This is a genomic window from Kitasatospora aureofaciens, assembly GCF_019192735.1.
Taxonomy (GTDB): Bacteria; Actinomycetota; Actinomycetes; order Streptomycetales; family Streptomycetaceae; genus Kitasatospora; species Kitasatospora aureofaciens_A.
The window spans coordinates 14,195-32,086 of sequence record NZ_JAHTKP010000007.1 but is presented as its reverse complement, the minus strand read 5'-3'; the positions used below and the strand labels follow the sequence as shown (position 1 = coordinate 32,086).

Genomic DNA, 17,892 nt, shown 5'->3' with positions numbered 1-17,892 from the left:
CGGTGGCAGCCATCGCCACGATCCGGGGCACGGCTATCGCGCCGGGGGTCTCCCGCAACGGCCGCCTGTACACCGCTGAACTGCTCGGCCGGGCCGTCGAGCGGGCCAACGCCGCGATCGCCCGCGGCGAACCGCACACGATGCTGACCCACCACGGCGCCGAGGACGACTCCACCCGCATCGTCGGCCGCGTCACCTCCCTCACCCAGCGCGAGGACGGCTCCGTCGCGTTCGAGGCGGAGATCGCCGACACCGCGCACGGCCGCGACATCGCCGCCCTCGTCACCGGCGACGAGCCGTTTCTCGACGGCGTCAGCATCCGCGGAGCCTGGCGTGGCCTCGTCCGCCGTGAGAAGCACGAGGACCGCACGGTCGAGACCGCCGATGACCTCGACCTGTTCGGCCTCGACTTCACGAAGACGCCCGGCGTACTGGCCGCCCGGATCGAACGCGGCGCGACCCCGACCGAGTCCAGCGAGCCTGGACGGCTCGTCTACGAGTCCGTTGCCGAGGCCACCGCAGCCAAGGTCAAAACCCCATACGGCGCCGTACGGTACGCCGACCCCGGCTACCGGGACAGCGTCAAGCGGTACCCGATCGACACCGTCAAGCACGCCCGCGCCGCCTGGTCCTACATCAACAAGGCCTCCAACGCCGCCGGCTACACCCCCCAGCAGCTCAAGCGGATCCGCTCGCGCATCAAAGCGGCCCTCAAGCGATTCGGAGTGACCGTGTCCGAGACGACCAGCTTCGGCGACGTGACCGAGTTCTACGGGGACGAGGCCGCAGGCACGGCTGGCGGGTTCTGCATCGACGCCTACAACGGCCCTATCAGCGTGACCGTCCGCGGCTGCGGCATCGACCCGGCCGAACTGCGGGTCATAGCCGCAGCCGCCATGGACGCCGCCGTCGACGCCCTGCAGTGCCTCGACCCGGACATGGACGCCGACATCGACATCCCCGGCGCCCCGAACGCCGACAGCGACGGCGACGTGGAGACCCGACGCCCGGACGACGACCAGATGGAGACCGCGCCCGCCCCGCCCCTCGCCGAAACCGCCCCGAGCCAGCCGGCCGGGGAGCCCGCCACCACCCTGGAGGTGCCCGCCGTGAGCGAGCAGCCCACTCCGGCCGCCGAGACGGCCGCCACCCCCACCCCGACCATCACCCTGACCCAGGAGCAGTTCCAGCAGCTCCTCAACCGAACCACCGCGGCCCCAGCCACCGAGACGGCGCCCCCGCCGCCGGTCGAGGAGACCGAGGCCCAGCGCGTCGAGCGGCTCGTCGCCGAAGGCATCGCCGCCCAGCGCGAGCAGATGCTGGAGTCCCTGCGCAACGAGGTCCGTCAGCAGGGCCCCGCCCGCAAGGGCATGCGCACCGAGACGCCCGGCGGCCCGGCCGTCGGCGAGAGCGCCGACCAGCGCCCGGACGAGGAGATCCGCCGCGAGCGCAACCAGGCCCTCCTCAGCTGGGTCTCGAACGGCCGCTACTCCCTCGACGACTAACCCTCGTCGCACCTCAGGCTTTCTGACCGCCACCCGCAGCCGGGTGGTGCCGGCCACGGCAGGAATGGTCACCGCCCCCGCAGCGCCCAGCGCCGGGGGCTTTCTCATGCCCATCTCCCCGCCATGGAGGCACCCCCATGTCTGCCGAGCTCCGCGAGGCACTGACCGCGGCTGGCGCATCCGCGCTTGTCCCGAAGGTCATCGACCCGAACCTGTTCGAGCTCCTCCAGCGGTACTCGCCGCTGATCGAGTCCCTGCCCAGCCAGAAGATCAACACCACCACGTACTACTTCAACACCCGCAACCAGCTCAGCAGCGGCGGCGCGGTCACCGACGGCGGCGCCCGCCAGGTCAGCGTCGGCAACTACGTCCAGAGTTCGTTCACCGTCAAGAACCTCCAGGTGGTCGGCGCCGTCACCGGCTTCGCCGAGGAGGTCACCGCCGACGTCATCGGAGACCTGCGAGCCCGAGAGATCATGGGCGCCATCCGCAGCCTGCGTTGGGATACCGAGCAGATGCTCGTCGCCGGCAACGCCGGCGCGACCCAGTACGGCCCGTACCCGCAGTTCGACGGCCTCGCCTCCCTGATCAACACGTTCTCCGGCGGCAACAACGCCGGCCAGAACGCCATCGACGCAGCCGGCGCCAACATCTCCATCAGCCTGCTCAACCAGCTCATGGACCTCGTGGAGACCTACACCGCCGAGCAGGTCACCAACAACGACTGGATGCTCGTCATGAGCTCCACCGCCGAAGGCGCACTGGCGTCGCTGCTGACCAACCAGCAGCGGTTCGTCGACAAGGTCGAGATCGTGCCCGGCCTGGTCGTGCCGTCGTACCGCAACACGCCGATCGTCCGGTCCTCGTACCTGGGCACCCGAGGCAATGCCATGGGCACCGTCACCGGCAGCACCGCCACCACCGGCGGCACCCTCGCCGCGGGCACCTACAAGTACGTGGTCGCCCCGGTGATGTCGCGCCAGGGCGAGGCCGCCGCCTCCAGCGAGGTGTCCGTGACCACGACCGGCTCGACCAGCACCATCACCCTGTCGTTCTCCACCCCGTCGGGCTTCCAGTCCAGCTCGCCGCAGCACTACATGGTCTACCGGACCGCCCTCGGCGGGGCGACCGGCACCGAGACCCTGCTGGGCGTCGTGGATGCCACCGTGGGCCTGCAGGCCGATGGCGTCACCCCGATCCTGACCACCAGCATCGTCGACACTGGCGCGACCCTCGTGCCGCAGAACGGTTCGACGGTCCCGGCCCAGTCCCCGGCCGCGTACGTCGGCACCAACACGGGCCTCAAGCCGCGGTCGGTGGGCTACGAGGACATCTACCTGATGTCCCGCGACCGGAACAACATCCTCCGGCCGTACGTGCGTGACATCCAGCCCAAGGATGTCTACCCGACCACCAGCAGCCCCGACTCGATGCCGTTCGCGGTCGTGTCCGACACCTGCCTCGCGGTCCGTGGCCCGCAGTGGGTCGGCCGCCTCGCCCGAGTCGCCCCGACCCTGTAACAGCCCCTACCGGGCTGGCCGTCGCGCCTACTCCACGCGACGGCCAGGCCGCCACGCCTCCAGGAGCCATTGTGTTCGTTACCAAGAAGGGGCCGGGCGGCAGCTCGCACGGCTACCAGTGGCCGAAGGGCGGCGAGTGGGTCGAGATGCCTGCGGACCACGCCCACGAGCTCGTCACCATTTCCCCCAGCGAGTTCGAGGCGCTGCCCGAACTCCCGAAGGGCGCCAAGGCCTACGTGGCACCAGCCCCGCTGGCCGAGAGCGTCGTGGAGGAGTAGCCGATGACCGCGGACACGCCAACTCCGCTCGCGACGTTCGCGCAGCTCCAGGAGGGCGCATTCGCGGATCTCGTACGCTCCTACGCCTCCTCCCAGGTGCAGCAGGACTTGATGATCGAGGCGACCCGCCTCTGTGAGCGGGCGGCCGGGCGCCGACTCGCCCCGTTCACCAACCTCACGGAGACCGAGCGGTCCACCGGCATCGATCCGGACGAGTACATCGACGCCGGGAACGTACCGCTCGACCTGGCCGGCACGTTGGGCCGCTCCTACTCCTACGCCATGGGCACCACCAGCCTCGTCCGACACGGCTGGCTGCAGCAGTTCGCCCCGCACTACCCGGAGTACTGGTCGTACAACCTGCAGTCGATCACCATCCACCGGTCCTACGGCGGCGACCAGGTCGTGAACCTGGCCAACGTCCGCGGCCCGGACCCGGACACCGGCCACATCTGGTACCCGATCGGGACTTTCCTCCCGATCGGCAGCTTCGTGACGTACGTGTACGGCGGCGGCTACGCCACCGTCCCGGCCGACCTCGTGCGGGCCTGCAAGTACATGGCGGCCTCGATCGCCGTCCGGGAGTTGGACCCGACGATGGCCGGCCACGGACACGACCCGGACATCCTCGCCGCAGACGCACACGCCATCTGCGCCGACTACCAGGGCTGATCGGTCATGTGGGGCACTCCACAGCCATCGCCGGCCCGGCAGTCGGTGAAGCGGCACCTGTCCGCTGCGACCAAGGCCAAGATCAGCGCTCGCATGAAGGGCCGGAAGCGGCCTCACCGCGGGCACGCACTCTCGTCGGCTACCCGCGCCAAGCTCAGCGCCAAGCTCAAGGGCCGCCATCACGCCGGCCACCGGATGTCGGCCACAGCCAGAGCGAAGATCGCAGCCAAGCTGAAGGGCCGGCACCACCCTGGTCACAAGCTGTCCGCCTCCGCGAAGGCCAAGCTCAGCGCGAAGCTGAAGGGCAAGCACCACCCGGGCCACAAGATGTCGGCGGCGGCGAAGGCCAAGATGTCGGCACGGCTCAAGGGGAAGCACCACACCCTGTCGGCTGCCGCTCGGGCCAAGCTGAAGGGCAAGCACAAGCCCCTCAGCGCTGCTGCCCGCGCGAAGCTCTCGGCGCGGATGAAGGGCCGCAAGCGCACGGGACCTCACCGCAAGCTGAGCCCGGCCGCACGGGCCAAACTGAGCGCGAGGATGCGCGGTCGCCACCACAAGCCAGGCCACCGTAAGCCGATGTCCGCCGCCGCGAAGGCCAAGATGTCCGCTCGAATGCGCGGCCGGCATCACCGCGGGCACCCGGTGTCTGCTGCAGCCCGCGCCAAGGCCGCGGCGACCAGGCGTGCTCACCCCCGTAAGCAGACCAGGAGGCGCCGGTGAGCACTGCCGATGCCGTGGCCCGCGAGACCGCGTGGCTCAACGCCTTCGGGGACGGGCTGCCGTCCCTGACAGCCGCGCACGGCGGTCCTTGGGACGTCATCCAGGCGTACATGCCCCGCACCCCGGCGACCGCAAAGAAGCAGCTCTACGTCCTGCGGCGTCGGCTCACCGAGAACCGGATCGCTGCCCCGCGTAAGATCGACACCCACCAGTTCCATCTCAGCTTGTGGTGGCCGATTGGCGCCACGACCATCGCCAGCGGGATCGCCGAGACCGAGCAGGCCAACCTCGACGCCGCGGTCGACCTCCTGCTCCAGCGGATCCGCGGCTTCGCGACCGACCACTCCCATGGCGGCCGGTTCCTGGCCGTCGCGGAGGCCCCGGTCGGCGCGGAGATCGTCGTCGAGTACGGCGACCCGGTCCACGGCATCACCGTGGCTGGTGCGCTGACGGCAACTGTCACCTACTCCGCTGACGACGCGGATTTCACGGCCTGACCCGCCACCCCCACCGCCCCCGGCCCCCGGCATCGCACGGGGGCCTTCGTCATTCCCGGAGGCCCTCCGTGCCTGACACGGCCCCCTACCTGCAGCGCAATCCCGGGTCGGATCCGGTGGACGTGCCCGCGATCCCGGCGACCGTCGGCCCCGGCGAGTCCGTGGCCTGGCACATCCCGATCGCTGGTTTCGAGCCCGTCCCCGAGGACGCCCCCTCCCCAGAGCCTGCCGCCCCCGTGCCGGACGCCCCGGCCAAGACCACCCGGGCCCGGACCGCCGCGGCCGGCGAGGAGTAGACCATGACCCAGCTCGCCCGCTTCGGCACCCTCGGCCTCGCCAAGGAGACGACGGCCGGCACGTACGTGGCGCCCGCCGTCGGTATCCCGTACACCGGCTCGTCCGGCTTCGAGGACATGATCGCCCAGATCAAGGACGAGAGCATCAGGGGTAACGACACTGCCCTGCAAGGCTCGTACGCCGGTCCGGCGCACGCGGAGTGGACCATCGACTGCCTGGCCTACCCCGACCTCGTCGGTCATTTCCTCGCGGCGACGATCGGCCCGGACACCGTCACCGCCGGGACGAGCACCACCCTGTCCGCCTCCACCACCATCGGGGCGACGGCGATCCAGACCGCGGTGTCGCTTGCCGCCGGAACGGTCGTCAAGATCGGGACCGGCGCGGCGATCGAGTACGCGATCACCGACGGCGCCGCAACCGGCACCGGCCCCTACACCAGCAACGTCACCACCGTGCTGGGCAAGACGGGCGTGAACCGTGTGGGCCTCGCGTCCGCGCACTCCTCGTTGGACCCTGTCCTCGGGGCGACGACCCACACGTTCAAGCAAAGCACGAGCCCGCTCCCGACGTACTCGCTGACCTACTACGACACGGTCAGCTACGTCAGCTGCTCGTGGGCCCGGTTCTCCGAGCTGCAGATCAAGATCGACCCGAAGGGCGCGGTGACCCTGTCTACCAAGGCCACCTCCTTCCCGTCGGTTGCGGCTTCGACGGTCAGCGAGACCTACTCCAGCTACGACCCCCTGCTCGGCTGGTCTTGGACCCTCACCAACGCCGGTGCCTCCAGCACCCGCGGCAAGTCCCTGGATGCGACGATCAAGCGCGCCGTCGAGGCGATCGAGTCCTCCGACGGCACGCAGGTTCCGCGTGAAGTGTTCGCTGGCGCGCTGGAGTATGACGCCACGCTGAAGGCGATCTTCGAGAACAGTACCGACCTGGCACTGTTCCTCAACAACAGCCAGCTGCCGCTGACCGCGAGCGTGCAGCAGCCACTGACCCGAGGCGGCCAGTCCCTGACGCTGACCGCCTCCAAGACGGTCTGGCACAAGGGCAAGCGCGACATGTCCGGCAGCTACGCGCAGGCGGACTTCTCGATCAGCGGCGTTTGGAACAGCACGGACGGCGGCGCGGTGCAGGCGACGTTGCTGAACTGGCAGGTCACCGCCTACTGATGGCGGTTCCTCGAACGTCCCGGCGCGGCCCGGGCGCGCGAGCGTTGAGGGCGCGGGGACGCGTCCACGCCGCGCCGGGACCCCCTCCCCAACCCCCTCAAGGAGTACAGATGGCTGGCTACGCCAACCGCGTCATTCGGCTCAGCTTCCCCGAACTGTCCGAACCCGGCGACGACATCCACATCGTCATGCGCAACCCGAAGACGGTTCCGGCCCAGGAGCTGATGGCCGACACCCCCGAGAACGCCACCCCCGACGAGGCCTTCAGGGCAGGACTCACGGTCCTGGCACGGCTCGTCCAGGCCTGGCACGTCTACGACGCGACCAGTACCGACATCCACCAGCCGCCGCTCCCGCTACCCGCGACAGCGGAGCTCGTCGCGAAGCTGCCGATGGAGATCCAGAACCGGATGGCGGCGGAGCTGACGGCGGTCAGCGGCGCGGGGGCCTAGGGCCGGATGACCCGTACCTGGTCGACGTGCTCTGGGCAGCCGAGAGCATCTATGACGGGACGTGGTCGTCCGGCCCGCCACCGGACGAGGTCGTGGACTTCGAGCTGATGCTGGCTACCGGCTGGACGTGGCAGGAGCTGCAGGAGACGCCGTGGTATGTGCGCCGATACACCTGGGACCTGATGCTCACCCGCCGTCAGGCCGAGCAGGACGCCCAGGAACGCGCGAGCAGGAGGAGCGGTGCCTGAGCTCCGACCCGGCGTGATGTCTGCGACCTTCATGAAGCTGGCGGCCGAGGGTGTAGCCCGGGGACCGATCGCCCTCGCCGAGCTGGCGGACGCGATCCTCAAGCAGGCCAAGACCAACGCCAGCAACGGCACGCACGCATGGGGATCCCCCACACCGGCCCGCCCCGGCGAGGGCCCGGCAAAGATCTCCGGGACCCTGGTGAAGTCGCTGGCGCGCACATCGGTCAACCGCACCGTGACCGGGGCCGAGGTCCGCGTGGGAACCCAGCCCGGTATGACGCCGCCGTACGGTCGGACCCCGAGCAGCAAGTACGGCTCCTACCTGGAGCAAGGGCTCAAGAACGGCGCCAAGTACCCGTTCCTGAGCACCGCGTTCAACTTCGGCGTCCACGTTGCCGCTCCCGCGATCTACCGCAAGGCGTACGGCGAGGGCTGGAAGCGACTGGCCTAACCAGCGAACGGGGCGCATTCCGACGGCGGCCCGGACAGCAGCGCCGACATGTAGTTCATGGCCTCCCACCTGCTGGCCGACTTCTGACGGGCCTGCGTCTTGATGACGATGTCGGCGAGCTCCTGGCCCTGCTCGGTGCACTCCTGCTCCAGGTAGGCCCACTTGGTGCGGTAGGTGTCGAGGTCGGGGTGGTCGGCCGCCTTCTTGTCGTCGACCCAGAAGGTTTCGGCCGGGGGCCGGTCCGCCTTCGTCGGCGTAGGCGTAGGCGTCGAGGTCGTCCTCACCGGAGCTGGCGCCGCCTGAGTGGTAGGTGGCGCCGCTGGCGTTGTTGCCGCCGCAGCCACCTTCGAGCTCTCCGCAGAGGCCGCGGTGTGCTGGGCGCTGCTGGAGCAGGCCCCGAGCGTGATGGCGGTCGCGGCAGCCAAGGCCACACCTGTTGTCCGTCTCATGGCCCGCGACAGTAGCGCGTATCCCAACTTCCCGTCTCCGTTTCGGAGTAGATCGCTCGGGGGTGACTCATGGCCTCCGAGGTGGCAGATCTCTTCGTTGTCCTGCGGGCGGAGACCGCGCCATTTCTCGCCAGCATGCGGGCTGCCGGTGAGGAAGGCGAGGCGTTTGGCGGCCGGATGGCGGGCCCGTTGGGCGTTCTGTCGAAGATCGGCGTGGCGGCGGGCGCGGTCGGGGTCGGGGTTGCTGTCGCGTCGGTGAAGATGGCCGGCGATTTCCAGGCCGGCATGCAGAAGTTGGTGTCGACGGCAGGTGAGTCGCAGAACGCGCTGAAGGCGGTGTCGGACGGCGTCCTGCAGCTGGCACGCGACACGGGCACCAGCACCAAGGAGCTCAGCGATGGCCTCTACATGGTCGAGTCGGCTGGGTTCCACGGGGCCCAGGCCCTGACCGTCCTCAAGGCCGCTGCCGAGGGCGCGCGTGCTGAGCAGGCTCCGCTCGCCGAGGTCAGCAACGCCGTCACGTCCGCGCTCAAGTCGTACCACCTCGGCGCTGACCAGGCGACGACGATGACCAACCAGATGATCGAGGCCGTAGGGCACGGCAAGATGACGTTCGGCGACTTCGCCGGATCCCTGTCAACCGTGCTGCCGATCGCCTCCTCGGCCCGCCTGTCATTCGCTGAAGTGGGTGGCGCAATCGCCACCTTGACCAACCACGGCACCTCGGCACGCGAGGCCACCCAGGAGTTGGCCAACACCATCCGCAACCTGCAGAAGCCGAACGGTGTTGCGGTCCAGGAGATGCAGAGGCTCGGGCTCTCCTCGATCGACATCCAGCAGCATCTCGGCGAGCGCGGGTTGACTGGCACTATCGACCTCCTGCAGCAGGCGATCATGCAGCACATGGGCCCGGCCGGCACCGTGTTGCTGGACGTGTTCAACCGCAGCAAGCAAGCCGCGGACAACGCGAACCGCATGATCGCCGCGATGCCGAAGAGCCTCCAGGGCCTGGCCCAGGAGTTCCAGCAGGGCAAGATCTCGATGGGTGACTGGCGGAAGGCTCTGAAAGAACTGCCCGTCGACCAGGCCAACTTGGCCAGCCAGTTCGCCACCTTGATCAACAAGAGCGAAGGGTTCAACCAGCAGTTGAAGGCCGGCGGCCCGGCCGAGCAGTCCTTTAACGACGCGATGGGACGCATGCTCGGCGGCGCGACCGGCCTCAACACCGCGTTGATGCTCGGCGGCGAGAATATGACGGACTTCCGCAACAACGTCGCGGCGGTCGGCGAGGCAGCGAAGCACAGCGGGAGCGACGTCGAGGGCTGGGCAGAGATCCAGGCCACGTTCAACTTCAAGCTCGACCAGCTGAAGCAGACCGTCATCACCCTCGCCATTAAGCTCGGAACAGCCCTGATGCCGTATGCCGAGCGGTTCATCGCCTGGCTGAAGACGGGAATCGACTGGCTGACCCAGCACAAGGCGGCTGTGCAGGTCGCGGCGGCTGTGATCGGCACGACGCTCGTTGCCGCGCTGCTGGCCCTCGCCGGTGCTGCGGCTGCCGCGATCGGCCCGGAGCTGCTGCTCGCCGGGGCGGTCATGGCGATCGTCGGCGCCGTCGTCTACGCCTACAAACACGTCAAGGCCTTCCACGATGCCGTCGATGCGCTCGGCCGCTACCTGTCCACCGCGTTCGCGGCGGCCTGGCGCATGGCCGGTCAGGCCGTTGACTGGTTCCGCGCGAGCGTGCTGCCGCACGTCATCGCCGGCATCCAGCAGCTGATCGGCTGGTTCCAGGCCCACCAGGCCGAGTTCGCGGCGGCGTGGCGGGTCATGGCTCAGGCCGTCGCCGCGGTCGCCGTGTGGTTCAAGTCGACCGTGGTGGACTGGCTGATCGCGCGGATTGGCGAGCTCTGGGCGTGGATGCAGGCCCACAAGGCCGAGTTCGCCGCGGCCTGGCACGCCGTGTTCGACGAGGTCTACGCCACTGCGGTCTGGTGGAAGACGCACGTCGTCGACTGGATCGTGGCGCGGGTGGTCGAGCTCGTCGCCTGGTGGCGCTCGAACTCCGAGCAGTTCCACCATGTCTGGTCGTCAGTCTGGTCGCGGGTCGCCGACCAGGCACGATTCGTGTTCGACGTAATCTCGACCGGCCTCCAAGTGATGGTCGGCGCCTGGCGCTTCGGCTGGGGGTTGATCCGGGACGCCGCGCGTACCGCCTTCGATCTGATCCGGGACAACGTGACGATGGCGGTTCACTTTCTCGAAAATCTGATCTCATTCTTTTTGAATTTGCTGACCGGAAATTGGGGTGCAGCCTGGGCGTCTCTGAAAAATCTGGCCTGGCAGGGCCTGAGCGATGCCCGGAAAGTCATTTCCGATTTCGCCGGGAATTTCGGATCCCTTCTTTATAATGCGGGTCGAAATTTGATAAACGGCCTGATCGGCGGCATCAAGTCGGCCGTCGGCGGGGTGAAATCCACGATCTCCGACGTCGCTCAAACCGTCCGCGATTTCTGGCCGTTCTCGCCGGCCAAGACGGGTCCACTATCGGGTCGCGGAAGCATGGACATCGCGGGCCGCAACATCGGCACGATGCTGGCGGACGGCATGCATTCCTCGGCGGGCACCGTCGCCCAGGCCTCCAGCCGGCTCGCAGGCGCGGCGGCGCTTGCGGTGGGTCCCGGCGCGGACGGCAGCATCCCGGGTCTTGCTGTGGCCGCGGGCGGCGGTGGCACGCCGACATACGTCGTCAACGTAACCGTGCAGGGCAGCGTGCTCGCCGAGTCCGACCTGCGGGATGTCGTCGAGAAGCAGATGTACAGGGTCGGGATGCGCAACTCGATGACGTGGCAGCCCTACGCGCGCCGATAGGAGGCCCTGGTGGCGATCAACCCGAACTGGCCGGTCATGCAGTACAGCTGGGGTCCGGCGTGGACCGTGAACGGCGCGGCAACTCCGTCCGAGCAGCTGGCCGACGTCACCTCCCGTAGCCGTGGCCGAGTCTCGGTCCAGCGGGGCAGGCAGTACGAGCTCGACCAGATCCGGGCGGGCACCCTAGACCTGGAGCTCGTCAACACGGACGGGAGTCTTGACTCCCTCAACACGTCGGGACCCTGGGTCGGGAACGTACTTCCCTATGAGCCTCTCAGAATTCGGGCACAGTGGCCGCCGACACAGAACCTCCTGACGCAGGTGCTCGCCACAGGAGGTGACCTCGGCGGTTTCTCGGTGGGCACAGTGAACTCCCAATCGGGCATCGGCGTCTACTCCCTAACGGACAGTTCTAACGGCCAGATCGTCAGCTCTGCGACAGCCTGGCAGGGCGCCCGTGTCCTGCAGTTCGCGGTGCCGAACGGCACCGCCTCCGGCACTGCATTCGCACTCACCGATATAGTGCCCGGGGAGAGGCTTGTCACCTACACCATGCAGGTGCAGGTCAGGAACATCACGCCGTCGACGTCCGTCCAGGTCGCGTTGTACATCTCCTGGGGTACTGCCAACTCAGTCGAAACGCGCATCCAGGGCACGGCAGTGGCCCTTACCGGCTCGACATCCGCCCCCTGGACCCAACTCACCCTGACGGCCACTCTCCCCAACGCCACCGCATACATGGTGCTCGGCCTCACCACCATGTCCGCGGCGACGGCTGCGCTGAACGTCCAGCTGGACGGCTGGCAGATCGAGCGGGGATCGACCGCGACTACGTGGACGGCTCCCGGGGTTTGGTATCCCGTTTTCGCCGGGTTCGCGGAGAGATACACCTCCTCGTGGAGGATGTCTGGCACTTATGGCACTGTCCGGACGACAGGGGTCGATGCCCTCAGCCTGCTGAGCCAGCGGGTTCTGCGCGACCCCTTGGTGGAGGAGATCAACTCCCGAGGTCCCCGGTTCAACTTCACCCTCAGCGACCCCCAAGGGTCGCAGTCCTGTGCGGACGCGGTGGGTTCGAATCCTCCGGCGCCGCTGATCATCTCGAAGTCGGGCGCTGGCAGCCTGACCTTCGGCAACCAGATCACCTCAACGACGGCCGGTGGCACTTACATCGGCAGCACCGCCACCGTCGTCACCATCAACAACCCCGGCGCCGGCGCCTTCGCCTACAACCCCGCCACGCTAATCAGCCTCGACCAGGCCGGCATCAAGGGCCCTGCCAGTCCAGCCGCGTGGACGCGCATGATCGCGTTCCGGTACACCGGTCCGCTCCCGGCGGATCACGCCACGCTCTGGTGCTCCACCGACAGTCAGCGGTCCGGACATTTTCCCGCCGGCTCGCAAATCACCGTTGCATTGAACTCGTCCGGCCAGCCCGGAATGTACCTGTCCGGACCAAACGGATCCGCGACAAACTACACGGCCGGGGGTGCCACCAACTGTGTCGACGGCAACTGGCACTTGCTCCTCTTCAGCTACTCCCAGTCAGCCAACACGGTCATGGTTTCCCAGGACGGCGCTCTCGCGTCCTACTACTTCGGCGTTCCGGCGTCCATCACGCCGACTGGGTTGCAGTTCGACTCGGTGGGGAACTGGGCTGACCCCGTCTACGGGAACGAAACTCTCTGGAACTTTCAGGGCGACATCAGTTACGTCGCGGAATGGCCGTTCGCCTTCAGCGGCAGCGACATCACTGCGGTTTACACGGCCTGGAAGAACAGCTTTACCGGCGACTCCTCGGATACCCGTTACACCCGAATCCTCGGATGGGCCGGATACACCGGACCGAAGACCATTCAGTCCGGCCTCACGAGGAGTATGGGGCCAGCAGCCGTGTCGGGCCAGGACGCCATGACGGCTCTCCAGTCCGTTGTCGATACAGAGAACGGCGAGCATTTCATGTCCGCCGACGGCGGCATTGTCTTTCGGTCCCGAAGTGCCCGGTACAACGCGCTGACGCCAGTGTGTACGTTCGGCGAGCGATCCGATCTGGGAGAAATTCCCTACGAAGAATGCGACCTCGACGACGACCCGACACGGTTGGCGAACATCGTCAAGGTCACCCAGGCAGCGACGAACCAGGCATTCACGGCGACCGACAGCAAGTCCCAGAGGTTCTACTTCCCTCGGTCCCTCGCGCGGACTACCAACGCCTCGTCATCGCAGGAATGCCAGGATGCGGCGAACTACCTCCTGTCGCGCTACAAGAACCCGGCGACCCGGGTGTCATCCATCAGGATTCACCCGAGCGCCAACCCGTCGGTCTTTTGGCCGGTGTGCTTGGGGCTTGAGCTTGGTGCCCGCGTGCGTGTGATGCGGCGTCCGCCGGCTCCGGCCGTGACCATCCAGACCGAATGCTTCATCGAGAGCATCAGCTGGGAGTTCAGCGACAACGGCGACGCCTTCGTCATCTTGCAGTGCAGCCCGGCTGACCTTACCCCTTACGGGGTGGTCGCCTCGTTCCATTCCAGCCTTGCCGGTAGCGGGACAATTGCGGCCGGTGCGACCACCATCACCATCAACGCCGGGGCGGACACAACGAATCCTGCCGCGGCTCAAATCGGTCAGGGCCAGCAGTTGGTACTCGGCCTCGGTACCGCGACTCAGGAGACGGTCACCGTCCAGTCCGTCGGCGCGACCTCGGCCGGGTGGACCACCGCCGTCATCACTCTCACCGCAGCCACTACCAAGGCCCACACCGGCGGAGACACGGTCTGTGAGCCCCTGCCGGCTGGCGCCACTGACCCAACGACCTGGGACGCCTCCGCCAAGTTCGACTCCGCCGCCTTCTCCTACTGAAAGGGGGTCCGCGTGACCGGACTTGCCGTCCCGGTTCCTGCCAGCGAGATACCTGGGAACTTCATCACTGGAGCGTTGTGGAATAGCAACGTCTACAACGGCTTGACGTTCTTGTTGAACAGGCCGTTGTGCAGTGTGTGGCAGAACGCCGCGCAGTCCATCCCCAACGCCACCAACACCTCGATCTCCTTCGACTCGACCAATCTCGACACGTACGGCGGCCACTCGAACGTCACCAATAGCAGTAGGTACACCGCACAAGCACCCGGCTGGTATTGGGTCTACGGAAACATCTCGTACTCGACCAACGGCACCGGTATCCGTACGGCGGCCATCACCAAAAACGGCTCAACGGTCAACGGTGGCTTCGGCTCGAATATCGGCAACAGCGCCTACTACACGACCGTCAGTGCCGCCGTGCCCGTGCTGATGGCGGTTGGTGACTACGTCGAGACCGTCGCCTACCAGTTTTCTGGAGCCGCGCTCAACACGGCGGTCGGCGGCGGTCAGGGCAGCGGCATGGTCGTCTGGTTCATTCACGCCTGATGGAGGTGCTCATGCAGGCGACTATCTGTGGTTCGCCGGGGTGCGGCGCGGTTCCGGTTGTGCAGTGGCGCCGCCGACCCACGGCCGCAGAACTCGACGTGATCGTCCGTGCCGAGCAGGCCCGGCGGGACAAGGCTCGGCTTCTCGCGGATCCCGCTCTGCCCACGCCTCAGTTCGGACCGTTGCCGACCGCGGCGGACGTCGTCATCTCTGTCTATGGGTGCACCAAGCACCACGTGACCCTGGCGGCGGCGGCCCTGGTGCACAGCGCGGCCTGTCTCGCGCCGGACCCGGCGCACCTCACCAACTGCTGCACGCCGGAGCCTGTGGCCTCGTCGCCGTCGACGGGTCAGGTGGCGATGACGACGCTAGCGACCGGATGGACCGTCCCGGCCGTACCCACGGTGCCGTCGCCACCGACGCCGCCCCTGGTCCAGCCGTCCGGGCCAGCCACCTTGCCGTAGCCCCAACCCCTCACCTGCTCACGCCCCCGTGCCGACAGCCGGGGGCTTTCCCATGCCCGGAGCCGCCATGACCGCTCACCAGCACGACGAGGTCGCAGCACACGACCAAGCCGGATCCGCCCACTGGATCGCCCACGTACCTGCCCACGAACCCCGTGAAGGCGATCCGCACTACCACCTGTTCCACGCCGCGAAGGAGCGGATGCGCCGCCTTGGCCTGCTGAAGTGCGCCATCCCCGGCTGCACGTTCCCCGGACCGATCGAGCTCCACCACACTCACCTCGAGTTCTCCCTCACCGGCGGGGTCGACCTGGAACTCGCGTCCAAGGCGTTCGGCCAGCATTTCGAGAGCGACGACGACTTCGCCGCCTGGGTCGAGAGCCCCGGCAACCTGGAGCCTCTATGCCCGGTGCACCACCGCACCCACCTTGGCGTTCACGTCCTGCCCGGCCCGCTGTGGGAGCCGTTGCGGGTCTGGCGGCACGACATGGCACCGCCGGCGGAGGTTGTCACCGGCAAGAAGGAGGCGTAATGGCCACCGCAGCGCACCCGGCGGTACAGCATCCGCACGAGTCGCTGAACAACCGTCTTGGCGACAAGATCTCTGGCGCGTTCGGATCAATGACGACGTTCTGGATCCTGGTTCTCTGGCAGGTCGGCTGGATGGTCCTCGCCGAGGCCGGGATCTGGTTGTTCAAGGGCGACAGGTACCCGTTCGCGTTCCTGCTGTTTCTCTCGAACCTGATCCAGCTCTGGGCATTGCCCGTGCTCGGCAACACGCAGAACCGGGCCGACGCGAAACGAAACGCCAAGGCGGACGCCGACCACATGGCCATGACCTACATCGCCCAGCGCGCAGACCAGATCGCGGCTCACCTCGGCATCGACATAGCCGTGAAGGGAGAGGCGTGATGGCGCTCGCGCATGGCTACGACGTCAGCGACTACCAGGGCAGCATTCCGGATGACGCCGAGTTCGTGATCGTGAAGGCCAGCGAGGGTGCCCGCACCGAGCAGGCCGACTACACGGCAAAGCGAGACGAGGCCCGGTCCCGTGGGATAGTGCTCGGCCACTACCACTTCTTGCACGCTGAGAACGACGTCCAGGGCGAGGTCGACCACTTCTGCCGGGTGGTCGGCAACGTCCCGGCCGGCGAGCTGTTGGTGCTCGACTTCGAGCCGTACGGTCAGCCGGTCGCCGACGGCGCGGCGACGGCGGCGAAGAACGCGTGGCTGGCGGCGGTCAAGGCGCGCTACCCGAACAACCGGGTCGGCCTGTACACGAGCGTCGACTGGTGGCACCGTACCGACGACAACGCAGCCGACTTCCTCTGGATCGCCGACTATGTGGCCGCCGGAAGCCCTCGGATCCAGGCGGCGTGGCGCTTCCACCAGTGGACGGACAGTCCACTCGACAGCGACGTGTACAACGGCACCGTTGACGACCTCCGGGCCTGGGTCGGGGCGGCGGCATCCGCGCCCGCGCTGGCGCCGGGCCCTTCGGCGTCGTGGACCACTCCAGCGCGCGTGACACGGGATCAGTGGGGTGCCGCCGCACCGTCGGGTTCCTACACGCCGATGACGGGCGCCCTGGGCATCAAGATCCACTACTTGGGCGAGGACTACCAGTTCAGCGACCACTCGACGTGCGCGGCGTACGTCCGCAAGGTCCAGGCAGCCCACATGGCCAACCCCAGCGAGCATTGGGTCGACATCGCCTACAACGAGCTGGTCTGTGAGCACGGGGTGCGCTTCGAGGGCCGCGGCCACGACGTGCGGTCCGGTGCTAATGGCGACCAGACCCTCAACTCTCAGCACTACGCGATCTGCGCGTTGCTGGGCTCAACCGGTTCCACGACCCCGACGGACGCCCAGCTCAATGGGTTGCGGGACGCCATCGAGGACTACCGGCACAACGCCGCTGCCGGCCCCGAAATCAAGGGCCACAGGGACGGCTACAGCACCGATTGTCCTGGAGGGCCCCTGTACTCGTGGGTGCTTGCTGGCGCCCCACGCCCCGCGTCTCAGGAGGACGACATGCCATTCACCGAAGCCGACATCCGCCGTTTCATCCGCGAGGAGGTCACTGCGACCGCGCTGCCCGATCAGGTCTGGAACCACCCGCTCCCCAACATCGTCAAGCAGGCCGACGGCTCGTGGGGGCGGGACGGCTCCAGCAAGGAGGCGTTCTGGTGGCTCGTCTGGCAGGACGTGTTCCACGCCCAGTTCATGGATGCGGTCTCCAAGGTCGGGCTTACGCCCGAGCAGATCCGACAGGCTCTCGCCGACGGCACCCTGCACGTGCAGGTCACCGTCGCCCCCGCCGCCACTCCGAAGGGAAACTGACATGTCCGATGCTGCCCGTCGTACGGTCCGTACGGTCTTCGCGCTCGTCCTCGGCATCGCCGCGGGCCTGCCGCTCCTGGTGCAGACCGCGGGTCTGCCGAGCACCCTGCCCGGACTGGGTACCGTGCTGGCGGTGGCCGGGGCGATCACCAGGGCGATGGCCCTGCCGGTGGTGGACGGCTGGCTGCCGTCCTGGTTGCGGATGGCCCCGCCGAAGGCGCCGCTGCAGGCTGTTCAGCAGGAGGCGCCGTGACGAGTCCGCCCCCGGCCCTGGACGTCTACCGGGAGATCCAGCAGATCCGCGAGGCGCTGATCCGTGTGGACGGCAAGCTGGACGGCCTGAGCGAGCACAAGACGCAGCTCGCCGATCACGAGAGCCGGCTCCGTCATCTGGAGGAGCGGCGGCTCCCGCATTCGGCACTCAACATCATCTCCGCCGTAGTCGCTGCGGTAGCTCTCGTATGGCAGGCCGCAGGCCACTGAACCACCACGCCCCCGCCCGGACACCCGGGCGGGGGCGCTTCGTTGTCAGCGGAGGTCGGT

General features: G+C 67.9%; 21 protein-coding genes. 20 read left to right on the top strand and 1 reads right to left on the bottom strand.

The window, feature by feature from the left end; all coding sequences use genetic code 11:
* Nucleotides 1–2: 2 nt before the first annotated feature.
* From KV557_RS09935 to KV557_RS09885, 11 genes are all read left to right on the top strand, one after another.
* On the top strand, nt 3–1,505 hold the full coding sequence (locus tag KV557_RS09935; RefSeq protein WP_218199439.1) for a DUF6582 domain-containing protein: 1,503 nt from the start codon (nt 3–5) through the stop codon (nt 1,503–1,505).
* 137 nt (nt 1,506–1,642) lie between these two features.
* Complete coding sequence (locus tag KV557_RS09930; protein ID WP_218199438.1) at nt 1,643–3,025, top strand: SU10 major capsid protein; 1,383 nt, start codon at nt 1,643–1,645, stop codon at nt 3,023–3,025.
* A 71-nt stretch (nt 3,026–3,096) separates the two neighbouring features.
* Nucleotides 3,097–3,303 carry a hypothetical protein gene (locus KV557_RS09925; RefSeq protein ID WP_218199437.1) on the top strand — a complete coding sequence of 69 codons (207 nt, stop codon included), beginning with the start codon at nt 3,097–3,099 and terminating at the stop codon, nt 3,301–3,303.
* A 3-nt stretch (nt 3,304–3,306) separates the two neighbouring features.
* Nucleotides 3,307–3,975 carry a hypothetical protein gene (locus KV557_RS09920; protein ID WP_218199436.1) on the top strand — a complete coding sequence of 223 codons (669 nt, stop codon included), beginning with the start codon at nt 3,307–3,309 and terminating at the stop codon, nt 3,973–3,975.
* 45 nt (nt 3,976–4,020) lie between these two features.
* Complete coding sequence (locus KV557_RS09915) at nt 4,021–4,695, top strand: NUMOD3 domain-containing DNA-binding protein (RefSeq protein WP_218199435.1); 675 nt, start codon at nt 4,021–4,023, stop codon at nt 4,693–4,695.
* Entirely contained in the window at nt 4,692–5,192 is a 501-nt protein-coding gene (locus KV557_RS09910; RefSeq protein ID WP_218199434.1) for a hypothetical protein, read from the top strand. Before KV557_RS09915 ends, KV557_RS09910 begins: the two co-directional genes overlap by 4 nt.
* Nucleotides 5,193–5,260: 68 nt before the next feature.
* Nucleotides 5,261–5,488, top strand: a complete 228-nt coding sequence (locus KV557_RS09905; RefSeq protein WP_218199433.1) for a hypothetical protein — start codon at nt 5,261–5,263, stop codon at nt 5,486–5,488.
* 3 nt (nt 5,489–5,491) lie between these two features.
* A complete protein-coding gene (locus KV557_RS09900; protein ID WP_218199432.1) occupies nt 5,492–6,664 on the top strand; it encodes a phage tail tube protein in 1,173 nt (390 codons plus the stop codon).
* A 110-nt stretch (nt 6,665–6,774) separates the two neighbouring features.
* Nucleotides 6,775–7,116, top strand: coding sequence for a hypothetical protein (locus KV557_RS09895; RefSeq protein ID WP_218199431.1), 342 nt, complete (start codon nt 6,775–6,777; stop codon nt 7,114–7,116).
* A 26-nt stretch (nt 7,117–7,142) separates the two neighbouring features.
* Nucleotides 7,143–7,364 carry a hypothetical protein gene (locus tag KV557_RS09890; protein ID WP_218199430.1) on the top strand — a complete coding sequence of 74 codons (222 nt, stop codon included), beginning with the start codon at nt 7,143–7,145 and terminating at the stop codon, nt 7,362–7,364.
* Entirely contained in the window at nt 7,357–7,815 is a 459-nt protein-coding gene (locus KV557_RS09885) for a hypothetical protein (protein ID WP_218199429.1), read from the top strand. The genes KV557_RS09890 and KV557_RS09885 overlap by 8 nt, the downstream gene beginning before the upstream one ends.
* Here the strand turns inward: KV557_RS09885 and KV557_RS09880 are convergent.
* Nucleotides 7,812–8,099 carry a hypothetical protein gene (locus tag KV557_RS09880; protein WP_218199428.1) on the bottom strand — a complete coding sequence of 96 codons (288 nt, stop codon included), beginning with the start codon at nt 8,097–8,099 and terminating at the stop codon, nt 7,812–7,814. The two genes, KV557_RS09885 and KV557_RS09880, sit on opposite strands and share 4 nt — an antisense overlap.
* A gap of 234 nt (nt 8,100–8,333) precedes the next feature.
* Here KV557_RS09880 and KV557_RS09875 point away from each other — a divergent pair, with 234 nt between their 5' ends.
* The 9 genes from KV557_RS09875 to KV557_RS09835 all read left to right on the top strand — a co-directional run bounded on the left by KV557_RS09875 (nt 8,334) and on the right by KV557_RS09835 (nt 17,832).
* Nucleotides 8,334–11,135, top strand: coding sequence for a phage tail tape measure protein (locus tag KV557_RS09875; protein WP_218199427.1), 2,802 nt, complete (start codon nt 8,334–8,336; stop codon nt 11,133–11,135).
* Between the two features lie 9 nt (nt 11,136–11,144).
* Nucleotides 11,145–13,994, top strand: a complete 2,850-nt coding sequence (locus KV557_RS09870) for a hypothetical protein (protein WP_218199426.1) — start codon at nt 11,145–11,147, stop codon at nt 13,992–13,994.
* A gap of 12 nt (nt 13,995–14,006) precedes the next feature.
* The gene (locus tag KV557_RS09865) at nt 14,007–14,540 is read left to right on the top strand and encodes a hypothetical protein (RefSeq protein WP_218199425.1); all 534 of its coding nucleotides are present in this window, start codon (nt 14,007–14,009) and stop codon (nt 14,538–14,540) included.
* Entirely contained in the window at nt 14,540–15,004 is a 465-nt protein-coding gene (locus KV557_RS09860; protein WP_218199424.1) for a hypothetical protein, read from the top strand. The genes KV557_RS09865 and KV557_RS09860 overlap by 1 nt, the downstream gene beginning before the upstream one ends.
* Nucleotides 15,005–15,071: 67 nt before the next feature.
* Nucleotides 15,072–15,536: a hypothetical protein gene (locus KV557_RS09855; RefSeq protein ID WP_218199423.1), complete on the top strand. Its 465-nt coding sequence runs from the start codon at nt 15,072–15,074 to the stop codon at nt 15,534–15,536.
* Nucleotides 15,536–15,916, top strand: a complete 381-nt coding sequence (locus KV557_RS09850; RefSeq protein WP_218199422.1) for a DUF1003 domain-containing protein — start codon at nt 15,536–15,538, stop codon at nt 15,914–15,916. Before KV557_RS09855 ends, KV557_RS09850 begins: the two co-directional genes overlap by 1 nt.
* On the top strand, nt 15,916–17,349 hold the full coding sequence (locus KV557_RS09845) for a GH25 family lysozyme (protein ID WP_218199631.1): 1,434 nt from the start codon (nt 15,916–15,918) through the stop codon (nt 17,347–17,349). Before KV557_RS09850 ends, KV557_RS09845 begins: the two co-directional genes overlap by 1 nt.
* Before the next feature lies 1 nt (nt 17,350).
* Entirely contained in the window at nt 17,351–17,602 is a 252-nt protein-coding gene (locus tag KV557_RS09840; protein WP_218199421.1) for a hypothetical protein, read from the top strand.
* Nucleotides 17,599–17,832: a hypothetical protein gene (locus tag KV557_RS09835; RefSeq protein WP_218199420.1), complete on the top strand. Its 234-nt coding sequence runs from the start codon at nt 17,599–17,601 to the stop codon at nt 17,830–17,832. Before KV557_RS09840 ends, KV557_RS09835 begins: the two co-directional genes overlap by 4 nt.
* Nucleotides 17,833–17,892: the final 60 nt, after the last annotated feature.